Raw genomic sequence first — 17,698 nt, 5'->3', positions numbered from 1 at the left:
TGGGCGATCTATTTTCTAAGTTTAGAAAAGCTTGCGGAAAACGGAATTAATATGAGTGAAGATAAATCAAAAAAAAGATTAGGGCGTGGGCTTGCTGCGCTAATTGGCGATATTGAAGCCCCGCAGGCTTCGCCCGACGTAGTGGTTACACAGATTGCATCAGAAAAGCAGGTGCCAATTGAATTGGTATCGCGCAATCCCCGTAATCCCCGCCGAACATTTGTTGAAGCCGAGTTAGATGATCTCGCGCAATCTATTCGGGAGCATGGTATTGTGCAGCCGCTTGTTGTGCGTCCATTAGGCGGCGATTATTTTGAATTGATTGCCGGTGAACGACGCTGGCGTGCAGCGCAGCGTGCTGGCCTTGTACGTGTGCCGGTTATTGTCCGTGATGTTGATGACCGCACTGCTTTAGAGCTTGCTATTATTGAAAATGTTCAGCGTAGTGACCTTAATCCAGTGGAAGAAGCTCTGGGTTATCAGCAACTGATTGACGAACATGATTATACTCAAGCCGATCTTGCCCAAGTGATTGGTAAAAGCCGCAGCCATGTTGCCAATACTTTGCGGCTTTTAAAATTGCCACCTGAAGTGCAACAAATGGTTAATGATGGGTTACTTTCAGCTGGGCATGCACGTTGCCTTATTACTGCATCTGATCCATTGAGCCTTGCACAAAAAATTATTGCTGAAGGCTTATCAGTGCGTCAAGCGGAGGCATTGGCAGCAAATGGCCCAGAAGAAGAAAAGCCAGCTAAAATACCGGTTGAAAAAGATGCTGACACCAAGGCATTAGAGCGGCGTATTGGTGATTGCCTTGGACTTAAGGTTGATATTAAATATAATAAGAAAGGTGGAGATATCCGTATTTCTTATAAAACGCTTGAGCAGCTCGATGATCTTTGCCAGCGATTAGGCGCACAAATTGCTTAATTTTCAATGATTTAATAATTTTAGGCCCGGCAGATAAGTTATCTGCCGGGCTTTAACTTTCCACTTAATAGCATAATTGCTATGTGCGTTCACTTATTCGTTTGCTGATTTTTTGGTTTTGATAGGTTATTGATCTGCTCCCAAGGGATTGGTCCACCAAATATGTCTTGTGTATTTTCGTCTGCCTCATATTGTGGATAGCGCTTTAATATCTTCATCGCCAGTATTTGCCTATTTTTACTTTGTTCATCACCGCGCTGTTTATATGCTGAAATATAAGCCATTGCGTCGACAATATCATTCATTTGAATATTGTCTAAATATCCTTCGTCAATGAGTTTAGATAATTCTTCGTAACCAGTTATTGATAGACCTAACTGCCCAACGAGATTTATGCCTCTATCATTACGAGCCCAGATATTCGCACCAGCTTCCACTAAAATGTGAACACCATCATAATTCTGCGCAAGGGCAACCATCATCACCAATGGTCTATCATTAGCCTGTCTAAATCTAAAGTTAGGATCGCCACCATGTTTTAAGTAAATTTCAATAAGTTTGGTTCGGTATATACGATCTGCAGCTTCGTCATTGCCGCCAAATGAGTCCAAAGCGCTAATAAATTCCGGTTCACTATTTAATAGCGGTCTTTTCGCCATGGTATAATCAGCGCCATTACCGATAAGTAAGTCAATGGCTTGAACGTTATGTTGTGTCATGGCATGAAAAAGCAATGTGGTTTCATCTCCATAACGTTGATTTAATCCGTTGGGTGGAAGCGCTGCCAGATCACTTTGGTTAATTGCTTGTTCACGTTCTATTTTTTGCGCCAAATGATAGACAGGCTCACCATAATCACGAAAGAGGCGATCTGATCGCGGTGTTGACTGCTTATCATAGTCAAAAGCAATTTGATGAGGTCTTTCTTGTCCAAAATCACATTTTATCACTAGACCGATAATGGTTAAAAGACTTGAGGCTACGACCAATGTGATTTTTAATGTTTTAAAGTTGGCTGCCAATTTCACTAATCCTGTAGTTTAGCTTAAGTAACTAGCCTGCGGCTTGAATCTACTTGAAATATTGCATGCGATCCAAAAGTAAAGTAACTGAGTCGATATGGTAACAGCAATTGAACTTACTAATAGAATACTAATATATATGATAGCATATATGATTAAATGTGAATCAATGGCTAAATTCCGATTGGTATAAAAGATAAAAATATAAAGTGGAATTATGCTGCAGCAATTAACCAGTGCAGTTAAATATGCAAAATTTTTAAAAGACAATTGATGCCTATAATGTAAGATGAAGACAACTACTAAGCCGAGAAATATGATTGGCACTCTGGTTGATGATTTAATAATTTCAAGAATAATTGTACCCTGACTAGGCTGATATGGTGTATTAGTAAACTCCATTTTTGATAGCATTTGCTGACCAACCGAAAACATGGCAATGATAAAAATAAAAAGAAAGAAAAATTGCACGTAATAGATCGGATTCGCCTTCTGTTTATCTATGATGAAATTTGTTTTGAAATTTTTATCAAACAGCCATTTTAAAACGATAATCACCGCAATCGTGGCTTCCAACATAGCATTTTGATGCTTCATAAAGAATCTCATAGGGGTTACAACAATGTCCAAATTCATCGGTGGTAGCGAAGCGGTAAAGTGCAAAGGAGCAGCGAGGGAAAAGGCTAAAATAATAGCCCATTGGATAATATAACCAGCGATCACATAAGATATCTTAATCTTCTGAAAATTTCGAAAGGAAAAAGCAGCTAAACCAGAAATAATCGTTGCCGCTATCACGGGAGGCGCTATTATTTGCACCAATTGTTGAAAGACATTGGACGAACCGAAATAAGAAAATACAAATATTAGCGGAATAGCTTCTAATAATACTATTAGAAGAATAATAATCAATGATGTTAAAAATACTTTTAAACCTGATGTATTTTTTGGCATAATATACCTTAAATTTTATATATTAATGAGAAATAATTGATATTAAATAAATACTATACGCATATTATCTTTTTTTTAACTTTAATTTAAAAAAAATCATGTTTTATCTTATCTCAATATTCATTATCATATTCCCAATAATTTGAGGTCAAGGTGGGCTTGGAGGAGTTGAGCATTTCAATAGAAATTTTATAATTGAACCTCATATTGGCTTAGGCTCATTAAAGTTTAGTAGTGGTTGTGAATATACTGTTGTTTTTGGAAGAGCTCTATGGTTGGTAAGTTTCCGATAGATATCGGTGATGAGGAATTTGAGCCATATTTTCGCTATAAAGCTAACGAAATTTAATGCTTTTATAAAGACAGCAATTTTAAAATAATGCAGAAGCGGCGATTTAGTCAATATTTTCGAATGTGGAAGTTATTATATTGACTAAATATACAAAATATAATTCTTCAAAAGGCTTAAGCTTCAACTTGGTGCTAAATTGGGTTGTAAATTCCGTATTGTTGATAATCCTGATCATTATTGCGCGGACCAGCGTAGAGTGTAAAGCTCTTCTCATCAATGCTTTGGGAGCCTTTATTGGTCCAGCTTAGCTTTCCATTGGCAAATTGTCCATTTGTAAATTGCCATAGGGTGATATGATTATTGGGAAAATATATATCTACTTCATGAACCAAAGGTAATTCATCAACAAAAGCGCAAAGCTGTTTGACTATGGCTTTAGGTTCTTTTATAAAAACAAGATGATTATTGAAATGGAGTTGGTCAAAATGAGAATAGGCAGATATCTCAAATAATTTTTCATCAATATATAAAAGATCAATGCCGCTTTCATATTCAATTTGATGCATAGGCATTTGTTTTTTCTGTGATTGTGCTAAATAATGAGATTGAATTTCATCTAACCCTTCAATCTCAAGACCTGTAGTGGCTAACAGGTTATTCGCCATATTAAATGCATCTACATTATCACTCACGTCATTTTCAAAGGTAATATCGCCATAGATATTGCTCAAACCTTCATTTTCTTTGCGCGATGACCCAAGCCTGAAAAGACCTACGCTTTGCTTTGGTACAAATTCGTAAGGATCCATTGCCATTTATCGCTTACCTTTTTTCAAACCACTATTTTCATCAAATAATGCTGCTAATTGCTCGGTAATTGCACCAGCAAGCTCTTCTGCATCAACAATAGTAACAGCGCGGCGATAGTAACGCGTCACATCATGACCGATACCAATGGCGATAAGCTCGATAGGCGAGCGTGTTTCAATCTCTTCAATCACACCGCGCAAATGTTTTTCTAAAAAATTACCCGGATTAACCGAAAGGGTTGAATCGTCAACAGGTGCACCATCAGAAATCATCATTAAAATGCGTCTATGTTCACTGCGTGCCAATAAACGTTGATGCGCCCAAACAAGTGCTTCACCATCAATATTTTCTTTGAGCAAACCTTCACGCATCATCAAGCCGAGATTGCGCCTTGCACGGCGCCAAGGTGTATCAGCGCTTTTATAGATGATGTGGCGCAAATCATTTAAGCGACCCGGATTTGCTGGCTTGCCGCGTTGTAACCATGCTTCGCGTGACTGGCCGCCACGCCATGCTTTGGTGGTAAAGCCCAATATTTCAACTTTCACGCCGCACCGCTCTAAGGTGCGAGCAAGAATATCCGTACAGGTTGCAGCAACTGTAATTGGACGACCGCGCATGGAACCAGAATTATCCAAGAGCAGGGTAACAACCGTATCGCGAAACTCTGTATCACGCTCACGCTTGAAAGAAAGCGGTTGGGCAGGATCAATAACCAAGCGGGTCAAGCGTGCTGTATCAAGATAACCTTCTTCGAGATCAAAATCCCATGAACGGTTTTGTGCGGCCATTAAGCGCCGTTGCAAGCGGTTGGCAAGTCTGCCAACGACCCCTTGCAAATTGGCCAATTGCTTGTCTAAATGGGCGCGTAACTTATCAAGCTCTTCCTCATCGCAAAGCTCATTGGCTTCCACCGTTTCATCAAATTCGCGCGTGAAAACCTTATAATCGCCCAAATGCTCAAGATCAGCCAAAGCATTTTGTGGACGCCTTGTTTCACCTGGTTGCATTTCAGAATCAAGATCTTCAGTTTCCGATGCTTGTTCATCAGAATAATCAGCAGCTTCCATTTCGCCGTCTTCGGTCTCTTCCGAGCCTTGTTCGGCATTTTCGCTTTCACCACTTTCCGCATTTTCAGGATTATCGGCTTCGCCCTCCTGATCTTCGTCTGATTGGCTTTGATCTTCCTCATCGCCATTTTCGTCAGGATTTGGATCATCGCGTAATTCTTCACCAAGCTCCATTGCGGTTAGCATATCACGGATAGCACGCGCAAAAGCATTTTGATCGTTGAGCTTATCGGTTAAATTTTCAAGGTTCTTACCGGCACGCGCTTCCACCCAGTCGCGCCATAGATCAACCAATGAGCCAGCTTCAACAGGGGCTTTGCGACCAGTTAATTTTTCACGCACCATCAAAGAAAGCGCTTCAGCTAGCGGCGCATCATCTTGGGATTCAATATCTTTGTAATTAGCCCGCGCATAACGCTCGCCAAGCATAGCATCAAGATTATCTGCCATACCATCCATCATTCGCGCGCCGATGGATTCAATACGGGCTTGTTCAACCGCGTCATAAATCGCGCGAGCATCATTACCTTCAGGGGCTAATTTTGCATGAATGGAAGCATTATGCCAAGCTTTGCGCAAGGACATAGAGTCACCAAGGCCACGTGTAACGGCAATATCACGCAGTGTTGGTCGGCGGGATAAATCTGGCAGCCGCGCAGTGTCGCCACTTAATGAAGGGCGATCATTGGTGAAGGTCACATTAAGTTCACGGTCGGCGGCAACAGCACGCATTGTTGCGTTAATCGCACGCTTGAATGGCTCACTATCAACAGGTTTTGTCCTATTGTCGCGGCTATTATCTCCCGGTTGTGCTGCCATGGTTCTGCGCTTTTCTCTATTCTTAAACAAAGGCTTATAAAGCTAAAAATCTTAAGGAGCTTGATTTAACAAGCCCCTTTGCCTGTCACTGTTTTATGCAAAAACGGTATTGACGATCGAGTCTGGAAGATCTTCGCCAAAGGCACGTTGATAGAACTCTGCAACAATTGAGCGTTCAAGTTCATCACATTTATTTAAGAAGGTAAGGCGGAAAGCAAAACCAATATCTTTGAAAATTTCAGCGTTTTCTGCCCAAGTAATAACCGTTCTTGGGCTCATCACTGTTGATAAATCGCCATTAATAAAGGCTTGGCGGGTAAGATCAGCAACGCGCACCATGCGGCTGATAATATCGCGGCCATCGGCTTGGGTTTTGAAATATTTCGCCTTTGCAAGAACAATTGCCACTTCATTATCATGGGGCAAATAATTCAAGGTGGTGACGATTGACCAACGATCCATTTGCGCCTGGTTGATTTGCTGTGTACCGTGATAAAGACCGGTTGTATCGCCAAGCCCAACAGTATTTGCCGTTGCAAAAAGTCGAAATGCTGGATGAGGGGCAATGACGCGGCTTTGATCAAGCAAGGTCAAGCGACCAGAGGATTCAAGCACACGTTGGATAACAAACATCACATCAGGGCGACCTGCATCATATTCATCAAAAACCAAGGCAACATTATGCTGGTATGCCCAAGGTAAGATGCCATCTTTAAACTCGGTTATTTGTTTGCCATCTTTAACAACAATGGCATCCTTACCAACAAGGTCAATACGGCTGACATGGCTATCTAGATTGATACGCACGCAGGGCCAGTTAAGGCGGGCAGCAACTTGCTCAATATGGGTGGATTTACCAGTACCGTGATAGCCAGAAACCATAACACGGCGATTAAAGGCAAAACCGGCTAGAATGGCAAGAGTTGTTTGGCGATCGAAAAGATAATCAGGATCACTCTGTGGCACATAATCATTGCCTTGTGAAAATGCTGGCACTTGCATATCTGTATCAATGCCGAATACATCACGGGCAGACACAGTAATGTCAGGCAAGTGCATGGTCGATTGATTATCCTCTTTCATTCTCTTTAATGCCTCCTTGGGCGAAAAATTATTTTTCCGCTTTATGATAAATATAGTGTTTTTTAAAACTATATTTAGTTTCATCTGCAAAAATATTGCAATAATTTGCCTTTTAAAATGCTTTGTTTCAAGAAAAAATTTAAGAAAACAAAGCGAAAGCCCCATCATATTCTGTTGATAGGCTGCTATACCGATGAATTGGTTATATCAGAGCAAGACATAAACACAACGCAGAAAATGCCGGATTTGTTACAATTTTGAGTGTTGTTGGTTTAAACCCATTTTGTCACTATATGCGCGTCAGGTTAAAGCTTTGATCTTCAAGCTCGCAGATAAGGTTTTGCCAATATTTCTTCAATGCCGCCAATCGCACCTTCTGGCAATGGCGTATAGCGGATGAGCGGACTTAATATTTGCGGATAATCTAAATTGGCGGAAAAGCGTTCTATTTCTTGATAAGGATCATCAAACATCGTCTCATATTTCAATAAGTATTTTAGAAAAATATATATCCAACATTTTTTTGCTAGTAGTTCATTATAATTGGGTATTAGCTTTTTGAGACTAGCAACAAAATTAAAATCATGATCTTCCGCTATGAGATCGTAAAGTATATTTTCACTTTTTTCATCAAGGCTTTCAATAATATAAGCCCTTAGGTCTTTAACCCCAATAAAGCCGTTTTGTAATCCAAAATAAAGGGCACCCAAATCAAGGCTATCATCAATATCGTATAGGTCTTTGCGGCTTATCGTCCAATGCATGGTTTACTCTTGTCTTTTTGCATAGAGCTAAAATTTTGGCTAAAATGGCAATAATATTGGCACAAGGATAAGGGTTAGCAACATTGTTAATAATGAAAAAGGCACGCCAAATTTTACAAAGTCAATAAAGCGGAAATTACCCGGACCTTGCACCAATGCATTTACCGGTGATGATACGGGCGTCATAAAGGCGGTGGAAGCAGCAAGAGCAACTGTCATGGCGAAGGGCAAGGGCGACACACCCATTTGCTGTGCAAGGCTAATCGCAACAGGTGCCATAAGAACGGCGGTTGCTGTATTCGATATAAACAGCCCCAATACGGCTGTAACAATAAATAAGCTTGCTAGTAACACCCTTGGCTCGCTTTGCCCGGCAAGCGAAAGCACAAAATCGGTCGCTAAAGTAATACCGCCAGTTTTTTGTAAAGCCAAAGAAAATGGCAACATGCCTGCAATTAAAACAAGACTTTGCCAGTGAATAGAGCGATAGGCGGCGTCAAAATCAATACATCGTGTTAAACCTAAAAATAGACAAACCAGCAAAGCTGCCAATACATTGGGAATAATACCGCTAACCATTAAAACAATCATCACACCAAGACCGATAAGCGCATAGGGTGCGCGGGTAGGGGCAGGGGTTGCGTCATCAATTTCTTCGGGTAAATCCAAAACAACAATATCATTGCCGTAATTCGCAAGGCGGCGAATATTGCGCCATGGTCCGATAACTAATAAAATATCGCCCATTTTAAACGGCATATCGGCAACACTATCACTTACAGCTTTGTTGGCGCGTTTCATGCCAACAATGGAAAGATCAAAACGCTTTCTAAATTTAACGCTGGCTGCAGTTTCATTAATTAAAGCTGAGCTTGCTGGTATCATAATTTGCGCCATGCCAAGTTGTTGGGTACTATCGGCAAAATAACCACTAGCAAGACGCATTTGTTCAAGCTTATAGGCACCACAAAGACTGGCTACCGTTTCACTTTCCGGCATATTGACCACATCAAGCAGCAAAATATCATCTTGTAATAAAAGCGTATCTGGGCGCGGTGTAACAAGTTTTTTGGTAAGACCGGAGGTGCGTTCAATTGCCAAAATATTAACACCATTGGCTTGGCGTAAATCGAGCTCTTCCAATGTTTTACGAATAAGTGGCGAGTTTTTTAAAATTTTTATACGTGCTTCACGTTGATAAAGCTGATACTCCTCAACCCAATCAGCAATATGCGGGCGTTGATAGGTTGATTTTGGCTTTTGCTCTGTTCCTAAAAATTTACGGATAACAAACATATATAAAATGGCAAGGATTAAAAGCGGCAAGCCAAAAGGCGTAAAAGAAAAGAAACTGAACGTTGGAAGGTTATGGCGAACAAGTTCGCTTTGAACGACAAGATTAGGTGGTGTGGCAACAAGGGTAAGCATACCGCTTAATAAAGCTGCATAGCTTAGCGGCATCATTAAGCGGCCAGCGGCTATATGGGTTTGTTTAGCAATACGCAAAACAACCGGAATAAAAATGGCAACAACACCGGTTGAGCTCATAAAAGCGCCAACACCTGCCACAGCCACCATTAAAAATATTAGCAGTTGATTTTCATTGGAGTTTGATTTCTTCAGCAGCCAATCGCCAATATATTGCACTATGCCCGTGCGCGCTAATGCTTCACCAACCACAAAAAGCAAGGCAATAAGAATAACGGCGGAATCTGAAAAGCCTGATAGTGCCTCGTTGACGGTTAAAATGCCACTTAATGGCAAGGCGCAAATCATAATAAGCGCAACAGCATCCATGCGTGGCTTATTAAGCGCAAACATAACAACTGCAAGAGCCAGTAAAATAAGAACAATGCTTAAATCTTGGCTCATAATCTCAGCCTTGATGTTGTTGGACAAAAGTACCTTTTAAAAATGAAGCCAAAATAAATTTTGTGCCATCTTAGATATATAGCTTAATTTTATATTTCAAAATATTTAATAATAAATTGATAGGATCAATTTTTATACTGCCAATGAGATTATAAACATAGTTCAACCGGTAATTGTTAAATATTTTATAAGTGTTTTAACGTTTTATTTCATTTAAATCCATCAACTCGCCGCTTACTTTAAATAAGATTTTAAAGTCTTGCCAAGGTTCTGCCCATAGCTGAGAAGCAAAATCTCTCATTTATAAAATATAGTAAAAAACTGAAATTCGTAAAAATTGCATTTTACCCCACAATAGCTAAACACAAACAAACAGCAAATTGCCCTATCCAATATATATTTAATTAATATGACAGGATATATTTAGCTGGAGGCGCTTATATCCTCGATCTTTAATTTCTATCGTATTATATTTTGTTTCATTTGTAATAATCCGCATCGCAATGAGTTCGTCATTGACTGCGTTTTTTATCGACACTTTAAGCAGTGCCGAAGTACAAGCGCAATCAACCGCTGTTTCGCTTCTTATGCTTTCCAATAAAAACCTAATAGCTATAGTGCTATTTTTTATTTGAATGCTGCCGTCTTTGGTGGTTTGGCACGTATGGATAGTATGGGAATGAATAACATAGTCGATACTTTCTTTTGACTGCGAATTTTGCAACAAAACCAAGTTAACCAATACCGACATAATGACAAAAATGCCAAACCTCATCCTTATCTCCTTGATAATTCCAATAATTAAGTCAACCAAAACCGATTATATTGACTGCAAATTAAGATGCTTGAAGCAACTTAATTTATGAAGAGATATATCCCGAATGAAACGACTATGATAATTGATATTATAATTCTTAAAAGCGGATTTTTTCTAAACACAGGTATGAAAGCCCATATATAGAAAATAAACAATAATATTAACCCTAATAGTCCGCCTATTATTGACCAAACAAAAAGGAACGCATAATAGCCATCAAGTGTTTTACCGTTGATAAATAGATTTAGAAGAATATAACTTAAAATTGCGACTAAAAAGATACTTAAAATGAATGATAAACCATCTATTAATCCAGTAAATTCACCAAAATCACCTATGCGATTTTGTATTATTTTATATCTTTTATAATAAAAATAAAAACTAACAATATTACCAATGAAAAAATAGAAAAATTGATATTTATTTATGGTCAGGAATTCATCAGGAAATAATAATAGAGTAGGAATATTTATCAAAAAGATAAAAGGAAAAAACAAAATATTTAAAGCATAATACATTGATTTTTTCTTTCTAAAAAAATATTCACCTATTATTATGAAAAATAGTTATTAATATAATATTTGATGTTTTTATGTTCAATTATAATGTTGCTCAAATATAGTAATAGAAATCAATAAAATATTTTCTGCTTTTAAATAATACGCCATTGAAGCTCACGGCTGATTTTGTGCTACCTGCTATATATCGAGCGATGAAAAATTATGTAGCAGATAAATTCTTACCTAAACCTTAGATCATTAAGGAACCATTTCATTAAGGTGTAGTCCTGATTTTTGTTTAATGCCCTTTTGCTTCTTTTGCATCCAGAAATAGCCAATCACCCCAACAATAGCGATTAGCGCTGACACAATTCCTGCGCCGGCTGGCTTATGCGGCATGGTAAAACTTATGGCCCCAGGCAAGATAATCAACATTAGGAAGAGCAAACTAAGCATCTGTTTTGCAAAAATGCCCTTAGGATAGCCCACTTCAAAGGATCGTGTCTCATCACTTTTTAAGGTTATTGCCATGCTATTGCTACAGTTCGATTTAGGATTTAAGCCAATTTTTAACGCATAATCACCATCGGCAACTTCTAGCTCCACCGTTTTACCATTGCCAATTTTTCCAACAGCTTTATCATCAAGATAGATGTTAAAACGGCTCGCCGCTAGATTAATACTTGAGTTGCGTTTAATAATGAGCGTTGCCATATAATTTCCAATTGAAACAAATGATATCAAGGTTTTCATAAAGTATAAATATAATATAGTTTATTATCATTGTTTAAATAATCGCAAGCCTTTTTCTGTTAAAAGTGCTTGGAAAGGAATGTCATGGTCTTCCGCTGCTATGGAGTTCACCTCTTGGCAATCAAAAGCAAGCCCTACCAAAAATGGTTGTTTCTGCCGTGATCTCATGTCAGCAATGATCCGGTCATAAAAACCACCACCATAACCAATGCGGTTGCCGATAGCATCAAATGCCGCAAGCGGTAGCAAAATTAAATCGGGATCAAGAATAGCGGCGCTTGCAGGTGGGCCCATAGTGCCAAAGCCCATCGGAATTAATTCATCTTCACAACAAAATTGGCGAAATTGCATTTGACGGGCTTTGCTATCGATTATAGCCGGCAGGCAAATGGTTTTACCCTTCTCTTTAAGCACCAACAATAAGGGTCTTGGGTCGATTTCACTGCCAATTGGCCAAAAGCCGGCGACTATGCTTGCTTCATCAAGTGACAAAAGCGCATTTGCTTCATTTGCTAATTGTTCAGCAACTTGTCGGCGAAAATCTAGCGCCAAACGATCACGCTTGGCTAATGCTTCATGGCGTTGTTGCTGTTTTGTCATTCTATTATCCGTCAAGAAACGTTCACTATCAGCATAAACACTTTTATGATGGGAAAAAACCAATTTTAACAAAGCTGTTTGTTGGATAAGTGCCACGAAGGGCAGTAAAGAAGTGGCGTCCACGACAACCGATGGAATTTTTGATCCTAGGAACCTACATAGTAGGTGGGCGCCATATGACGAAGCCCACGGGCCTCATCAGGGACGGCTCCCTTTAAGATCATTAAGGCCCTAGGGATGCTGTTATCCTGTCGCGAAGCGCAGAACGCCGCTAACCACTATAAACCAATGTTTTACAAAATGCCAATAGGATTTATATTATTTTAAGGGCAGCTTTAATGGTTGAACCATATCTAAGAAAATATCTAGATAGCTCTATCGGTTGATTTTTCTAATAAATCAGCCACGCGCTTTTGCACCTTGACCATTTGCGGATAAATATCAAGCGCTTTATTATAAATATCAATTGCCATGGGTTCACGGTTGGTCATTTCAAAAATAGCACCAAGCTGCATCAGCGCATTAAAATGGCGTGGTTCAATTTGTAGCACCCTATTTAATTCAAGAACGGCAAGGGAAATATCATTCATCTGGATATGAATTGATGCGCGCCGCATCCAACCTTCAGCATAATTAGGGTCAAGCGCTACAACATTATCCAAAAAATCCATCGCTTGTGCATAATCTTGGTTGCGCGCCGCATCTTCTGCCCAGCCCATCAACAAATCTATTGTTGCGCTACCCGATTGAGACCAAAGCCCCTGTATTTGTTGACTAATTTTTTGAGCTTCTTTTACATCAGCGCTGCGCTTCAAACTGGTAAAAAGTGTGTTTAATTCATCAGTCTTTTTAACCAATGGCAATAGATTTTTAGATTTATTTGGGTTTTCAATAGCTTGATCGGGTTTAATATTAGGGCGTAAAGGCACAACATCATCGGGCTCGAGCGGGGATTCAAGTGGTTCATGCGCTGGTGGAAATTGCGGTGCTTCTTGCGCATGGCTAAGTGAAATCATCACCGCTGATAAAGTCGGCGCAGTCAATAAAACAGCACAGCAAGCAAATATAAGATCTCGATATTTCAACTTCTTTTCCACACTCTAACCATTGATTAAAATTTTATTTTAATATGGCTTAGTTTAAGATCAATTAAAAGGCAGTAAAATGGCATATTGCTATTAAAAGTAACCCCGCCAAAACTATAATTTAGCCATAAATGCTTTTTAGGTTCACTAAAATGTGAAGCACGCGAAATTTTAGAGCGTTTTCCGAAAAGTGTGAAGCGGTTTTCGGACAAAAAACGCGCTGTAAACAATGTATTAGGGCGCGGATCTGATCCAATCAGATCGAAATGCGCTCTAAGCTTAAAGGGGAGATAATCATAATGAAGTGGCTAAAAAGGCTGATCTTATTTTTGTTAATTTGCTATTTATTACCCATTGGTGCAAGTGCCCTTTGGTGGTGGCAATTAGATCGCCCACAAAGCTACCGCGTTGCTGATTGGACAAGCGCAAATTTCTTGCCAAAACCGCAAGCGCAAGGCTCTAGCCTTTATATTATGGGCGCAAGAACCGGCGGCATGAAGGGGGCAATTTCACTTCACACCTGGATCGTCTTTAAAAAGGCCGGTGAAAGCCAGTATAATCGCTATGATGTTGTGGGTTGGGGCAAAGCATTGCGCCAAAATGCCTATGCGGCCGATGCCAAATGGTATTCTAATGCGCCATTTATTATTTATGAATCCCATAATAATGATGCGTTGATTGAAAAGGTTGAAGCGGCTATAAAGCGCTATCCCTATGGTGGGAGTGGTCAATATATTATCTGGCCCGGGCCAAATTCGAATAGTTTTGTCGGTAATATTTTACGTGACGTGCCGGAAATCAATGTGGCATTGCCACCGCTTGCTGTGGGGCGTAATTTTTTACCCAACAATAAATGGTATTTTTACGATAAGGATAATAGCGACCTTATCATAAATTATCATGGCTTTGGTGGCTTGGCGATTGGCGGAAAAAGTGGGCTTGAATTGGATATTGGTGGCTTTGTTTTAGGCTTAGATATCAAAAATCTTGGCGTAAAAATCCCCGGTATTGGCAGAGTTGGCTTTTAGTAAAACTATTTTACAAGAATATAAATTAGCTTTTAAAAAAAACGCCTTTGAATAAGTTCAAAGGCGTTTTTTTAATTAACCGATACGGCTAAATTATTTTTTAGACATATCTTGTGCAACGGATAAATATAATTGTTCGGCAAGTTCGTTGGCTGCACGTTCAATCGCATCTTTTTCGGCAGCAAGATTAGCATATTCTTGGCGTGGACGATCAAAAGAAGCATCAACCGAACGGCTACGCTTGGCAACAATCTTACCATCCATATCACTAATTGTATAAGTACCTGTTGCGCGTGCAGTACCAGCTGACGCACGACCGGTACGATCGGTACGGTCACCAACATTAACCCGCACTGCAGCCAACACAGTCGTGCTGACATTTAATGCTAGCTTATATTGCGGCGCCCCGCTTTCACCAGCACCACCATTAAACAGATAAATCAAACGGTTGCGCACAATTTGAGTTGTGCGGTCACCGGCTTCGCTAATCTCAATAGACTTAAGTTTTGCCCGCATTGGTGAACTTGCATTAAGCATAGGGCTGCCATCGCTATTGCTGCCCTGATAAAGCGGTTGCACTGTGCAAGCACTTATTGTGATAGCAGACACCATAAGCGCCGCCAGAGTAATGCTTTTTAATGCTATAATTGGTTTAGATAACAACATTAATAATCCTTTGCGGTACAACAACCAACTTTTTTGGTGCCTTGCCATCAAGAGCTTTTTGAACAAAAGGCAATTGCAACACAGCAGCTTCAACGGCATTCTTGTCCGCATCACGGCTAATTGTCAAATCACCACGCTTTTTACCATTAATTTGCACAGGCATTGTGACATCATTATCAACGGTCAAAGCTTCATCATATTGCGGCCAAAGCAAAGTTGCCACCATTTTATTACCACCCAAAGCGGCGTGGCACTCTTCAGCAAGATGCGGCATCATCGGTGCAATCATGGCAATAAAGAAATCAAATGCCTGCTTTAGTGCAGCCTTGGTATCATTATCAGCCGTTTCAATATTTTGCGCAACCGGCGACAAAATATTTAGCAACTCATAAAGACGGGCAACTGCACGATTAAAGGCAAGCTTTTCAATATCATCAGCAACTGCTTTCAAGGTGCGGTGTGCAGCCTTGGAAATATCAAGGGCAACGCCGTCCTGCGCAGCTTTGCCTTCAACACCTTGCAAATGTTCTTCAGCAAGTGCCACCATGCGCCAAACCCGCTGCACAAAACGGAATGCACCTTCAACACCAGATTCAGACCAGATAACATCGCGCTCTGGCGGCGAATCAGAAAGCATAAACCAGCGTGCCGTATCAGCGCCATAGGATGCTAAAATATCATCAGGATCGACAATGTTGAATTTTGACTTCGACATTTTTTCGATTGGCCCAATTTCAACCGGCGCACCATCGGATAAACGGAAAGCTGCACGCTTACCATCTTTTTCTTCAATCTTAATATCAGATGGGAAGACATAGCCCGTTTCATCACGGTAAGATTCATGCGTCACCATGCCTTGGGTGAATAGGCCCTTAAATGGCTCTTCAACCCCAACATAGCCAACTTTTTTCATCGCACGGGTAAAGAAGCGCGAATATAAAAGATGCAAAATAGCATGTTCAATACCGCCAATATACTGATCAACTGGCAACCAACTATCAGCCATAGCTCGCTCTGTTGGTTCATCAGCATTTGGATCAGTAAAGCGGATATAATACCATGATGAATCAACAAATGTATCCATGGTATCGGTTTCGCGTCGTGCGGGTTTACCACAATTTGGACAATCAACATTTTTCCAAGTTGGGTGATGATCAAGCGGATTACCTGGCTTTTCAAAGGTAACATCGTCAGGCAAACGCACGGGCAAATCCTTGCGCGGTACTGGCACCACCCCACATTCCACACAATGAATCATTGGAATTGGGCAGCCCCAATAGCGTTGTCGGGAAATACCCCAATCACGCAACCTATATTGTACGCGGCGTTCGGCCTGTGGTTTACCAATAAGCATTGTGCTTTCTAAACGGTTTGCCACCTCATCAAAAGCTTGTGTTGGCGTTAAACCGTCAAGAAAGCTTGAATTAATCATCACGCCATCTTCGGTGTGTGCTGTCTCGGTCACAATAAAGCTAGATGGATCTTGTCCCTCTGGCAGCACCACAGGGCGCACTGGCAATTCATATTTATTAGCAAAATCAAGATCGCGCTGATCATGGGCAGGACAGCCAAAAACCGCACCAGTACCATATTCCATCAATACGAAATTGGCGACATAAACTGGCAATTGCCAATTTTCATCAAAAGGATGGGCAACGGTAACGCCTGTATCAAAGCCTTGCTTTTCAGCTGTTTCAATAGCGGCAACTGATGTGCCAATACGCTTACATTCTTCAATGAAGCCCTGCAATTGTGAATTGTTTTCGGCAATTTGCTTGGCTAATGGGTGGTCAGCAGCAATGGCAATGAAGGATGCACCAAAAATCGTATCGGGGCGGGTTGTATAAACTTCAATTGTATCAAAGCCTGCTGGCGCATTTTGGGCTATTTGCCAACGCAATGCTAAGCCTTGTGATTTACCAATCCAGTTCTTTTGCATAAGGCGAACTTTATCAGGCCATTCTTCAAGCTGATCTAAACCTTGCAATAGGTCTTCGCTATAATCGGTAATTTTGAAGAACCATTGGGTTAATTCGCGCTGCTCAACCAAGGCACCCGAACGCCAGCCCCTACCATCAACCACTTGCTCATTGGCAAGTACAGTCATATCAACTGGATCCCAATTAACCTTGGCGCTTTTACGGGTAACAAGCCCTTTTTCCACCATATCTTGGAAAATCATTTGTTGGCGATGATAATATTCAACATCACAAGTGGCAAATTCACGCGACCAATCCAGTGATAGGCCCATGGATTTTAACTGCGAACGCATGGTGGCAATATTTTCATAAGTCCATTCTTTAGGATGAACCTTATTTTTCATTGCCGCATTTTCAGCCGGCATACCAAAAGCATCCCATCCCATTGGGTGCAGGACATTAAACCCCTTTGCCCGCTTATAGCGCGCTACCACATCACCCATGGCATAATTGCGCACATGGCCCATATGGATACGGCCTGATGGATAGGGAAACATTTCTAAAACATAATATTTTTCACGGCTATCATCATTATCAGTCTTGAAAACATCTTGAATATCCCAAGCCGATTGCCATTTTTTTTCAGTAGCGCGTGGATTATAACGTTCGGTTGCCATTGCTTTTATTCTCTTGCGAAGATTAACTAGTTTA

General features: G+C 40.5%; 15 protein-coding genes and 1 other RNA gene. 2 read left to right on the top strand and 14 right to left on the bottom strand.

Going from position 1 to position 17,698, the window contains the following annotated elements; genetic code table 11:
• Positions 1-51: 51 nt before the first annotated feature.
• Entirely contained in the window at positions 52-933 is an 882-nt protein-coding gene (locus N6B01_RS12715) for a ParB/RepB/Spo0J family partition protein (RefSeq protein WP_262079085.1), read from the top strand.
• 89 nt (positions 934-1,022) lie between these two features.
• Here N6B01_RS12715 and N6B01_RS12710 read toward each other — a convergent pair whose 3' ends face one another.
• The 12 genes from N6B01_RS12710 to N6B01_RS12655 all read right to left on the bottom strand — a co-directional run bounded on the left by N6B01_RS12710 (position 1,023) and on the right by N6B01_RS12655 (position 13,374).
• The gene (locus tag N6B01_RS12710; protein ID WP_262079084.1) at positions 1,023-1,955 is read right to left on the bottom strand and encodes an ankyrin repeat domain-containing protein; all 933 of its coding nucleotides are present in this window, start codon (positions 1,953-1,955) and stop codon (positions 1,023-1,025) included.
• A gap of 18 nt (positions 1,956-1,973) precedes the next feature.
• Positions 1,974-2,909, bottom strand: coding sequence for a hypothetical protein (locus tag N6B01_RS12705; RefSeq protein ID WP_262079083.1), 936 nt, complete (start codon positions 2,907-2,909; stop codon positions 1,974-1,976).
• A gap of 483 nt (positions 2,910-3,392) precedes the next feature.
• On the bottom strand, positions 3,393-4,016 hold the full coding sequence (locus tag N6B01_RS12700; protein ID WP_262079082.1) for a hypothetical protein: 624 nt from the start codon (positions 4,014-4,016) through the stop codon (positions 3,393-3,395).
• Positions 4,017-5,900: a cobaltochelatase subunit CobT gene (cobT, locus tag N6B01_RS12695; RefSeq protein ID WP_262079081.1), complete on the bottom strand. Its 1,884-nt coding sequence runs from the start codon at positions 5,898-5,900 to the stop codon at positions 4,017-4,019.
• A 93-nt stretch (positions 5,901-5,993) separates the two neighbouring features.
• A complete protein-coding gene (gene cobS, locus N6B01_RS12690; RefSeq protein ID WP_262079080.1) occupies positions 5,994-6,983 on the bottom strand; it encodes a cobaltochelatase subunit CobS in 990 nt (329 codons plus the stop codon).
• A 320-nt stretch (positions 6,984-7,303) separates the two neighbouring features.
• The gene (locus N6B01_RS12685; protein WP_262079079.1) at positions 7,304-7,747 is read right to left on the bottom strand and encodes a DUF2247 family protein; all 444 of its coding nucleotides are present in this window, start codon (positions 7,745-7,747) and stop codon (positions 7,304-7,306) included.
• A 39-nt stretch (positions 7,748-7,786) separates the two neighbouring features.
• Positions 7,787-9,619, bottom strand: a complete 1,833-nt coding sequence (locus tag N6B01_RS12680; RefSeq protein ID WP_262079078.1) for an SLC13 family permease — start codon at positions 9,617-9,619, stop codon at positions 7,787-7,789.
• Between the two features lie 400 nt (positions 9,620-10,019).
• The gene (locus N6B01_RS12675; RefSeq protein ID WP_262079077.1) at positions 10,020-10,394 is read right to left on the bottom strand and encodes a hypothetical protein; all 375 of its coding nucleotides are present in this window, start codon (positions 10,392-10,394) and stop codon (positions 10,020-10,022) included.
• A gap of 800 nt (positions 10,395-11,194) precedes the next feature.
• Entirely contained in the window at positions 11,195-11,650 is a 456-nt protein-coding gene (locus tag N6B01_RS12670; protein WP_262079076.1) for a hypothetical protein, read from the bottom strand.
• A gap of 66 nt (positions 11,651-11,716) precedes the next feature.
• Positions 11,717-12,289, bottom strand: a complete 573-nt coding sequence (locus tag N6B01_RS12665) for a 5-formyltetrahydrofolate cyclo-ligase (protein ID WP_262079074.1) — start codon at positions 12,287-12,289, stop codon at positions 11,717-11,719.
• Positions 12,290-12,402: 113 nt separating this feature from the next.
• Positions 12,403-12,559, bottom strand: a non-coding RNA gene (ssrS, locus tag N6B01_RS12660) — 6S RNA.
• 95 nt (positions 12,560-12,654) lie between these two features.
• On the bottom strand, positions 12,655-13,374 hold the full coding sequence (locus N6B01_RS12655; protein ID WP_262079073.1) for a tetratricopeptide repeat protein: 720 nt from the start codon (positions 13,372-13,374) through the stop codon (positions 12,655-12,657).
• 299 nt (positions 13,375-13,673) lie between these two features.
• On the opposite strand from N6B01_RS12655, the gene N6B01_RS12650 reads away from it, so the two are divergent.
• The gene (locus N6B01_RS12650; RefSeq protein WP_262079071.1) at positions 13,674-14,402 is read left to right on the top strand and encodes a DUF3750 domain-containing protein; all 729 of its coding nucleotides are present in this window, start codon (positions 13,674-13,676) and stop codon (positions 14,400-14,402) included.
• 93 nt (positions 14,403-14,495) lie between these two features.
• Here the strand turns inward: N6B01_RS12650 and lptE are convergent, their stop codons facing one another.
• Together lptE and leuS are read right to left on the bottom strand one after the other, a co-directional pair.
• Positions 14,496-15,068 carry an LPS assembly lipoprotein LptE gene (gene lptE / locus N6B01_RS12645; protein ID WP_262079070.1) on the bottom strand — a complete coding sequence of 191 codons (573 nt, stop codon included), beginning with the start codon at positions 15,066-15,068 and terminating at the stop codon, positions 14,496-14,498.
• Positions 15,055-17,664: a leucine--tRNA ligase gene (leuS, locus tag N6B01_RS12640; protein ID WP_262079069.1), complete on the bottom strand. Its 2,610-nt coding sequence runs from the start codon at positions 17,662-17,664 to the stop codon at positions 15,055-15,057. Before leuS ends, lptE begins: the two co-directional genes overlap by 14 nt.
• Positions 17,665-17,698 lie beyond the last annotated feature (34 nt).

This window comes from Bartonella sp. HY406 (genome assembly GCF_025449315.1).
Lineage (GTDB): Bacteria > Pseudomonadota > Alphaproteobacteria > Rhizobiales > Rhizobiaceae > HY038.
This window is presented reverse-complemented; position numbering and strand designations above follow the sequence as displayed.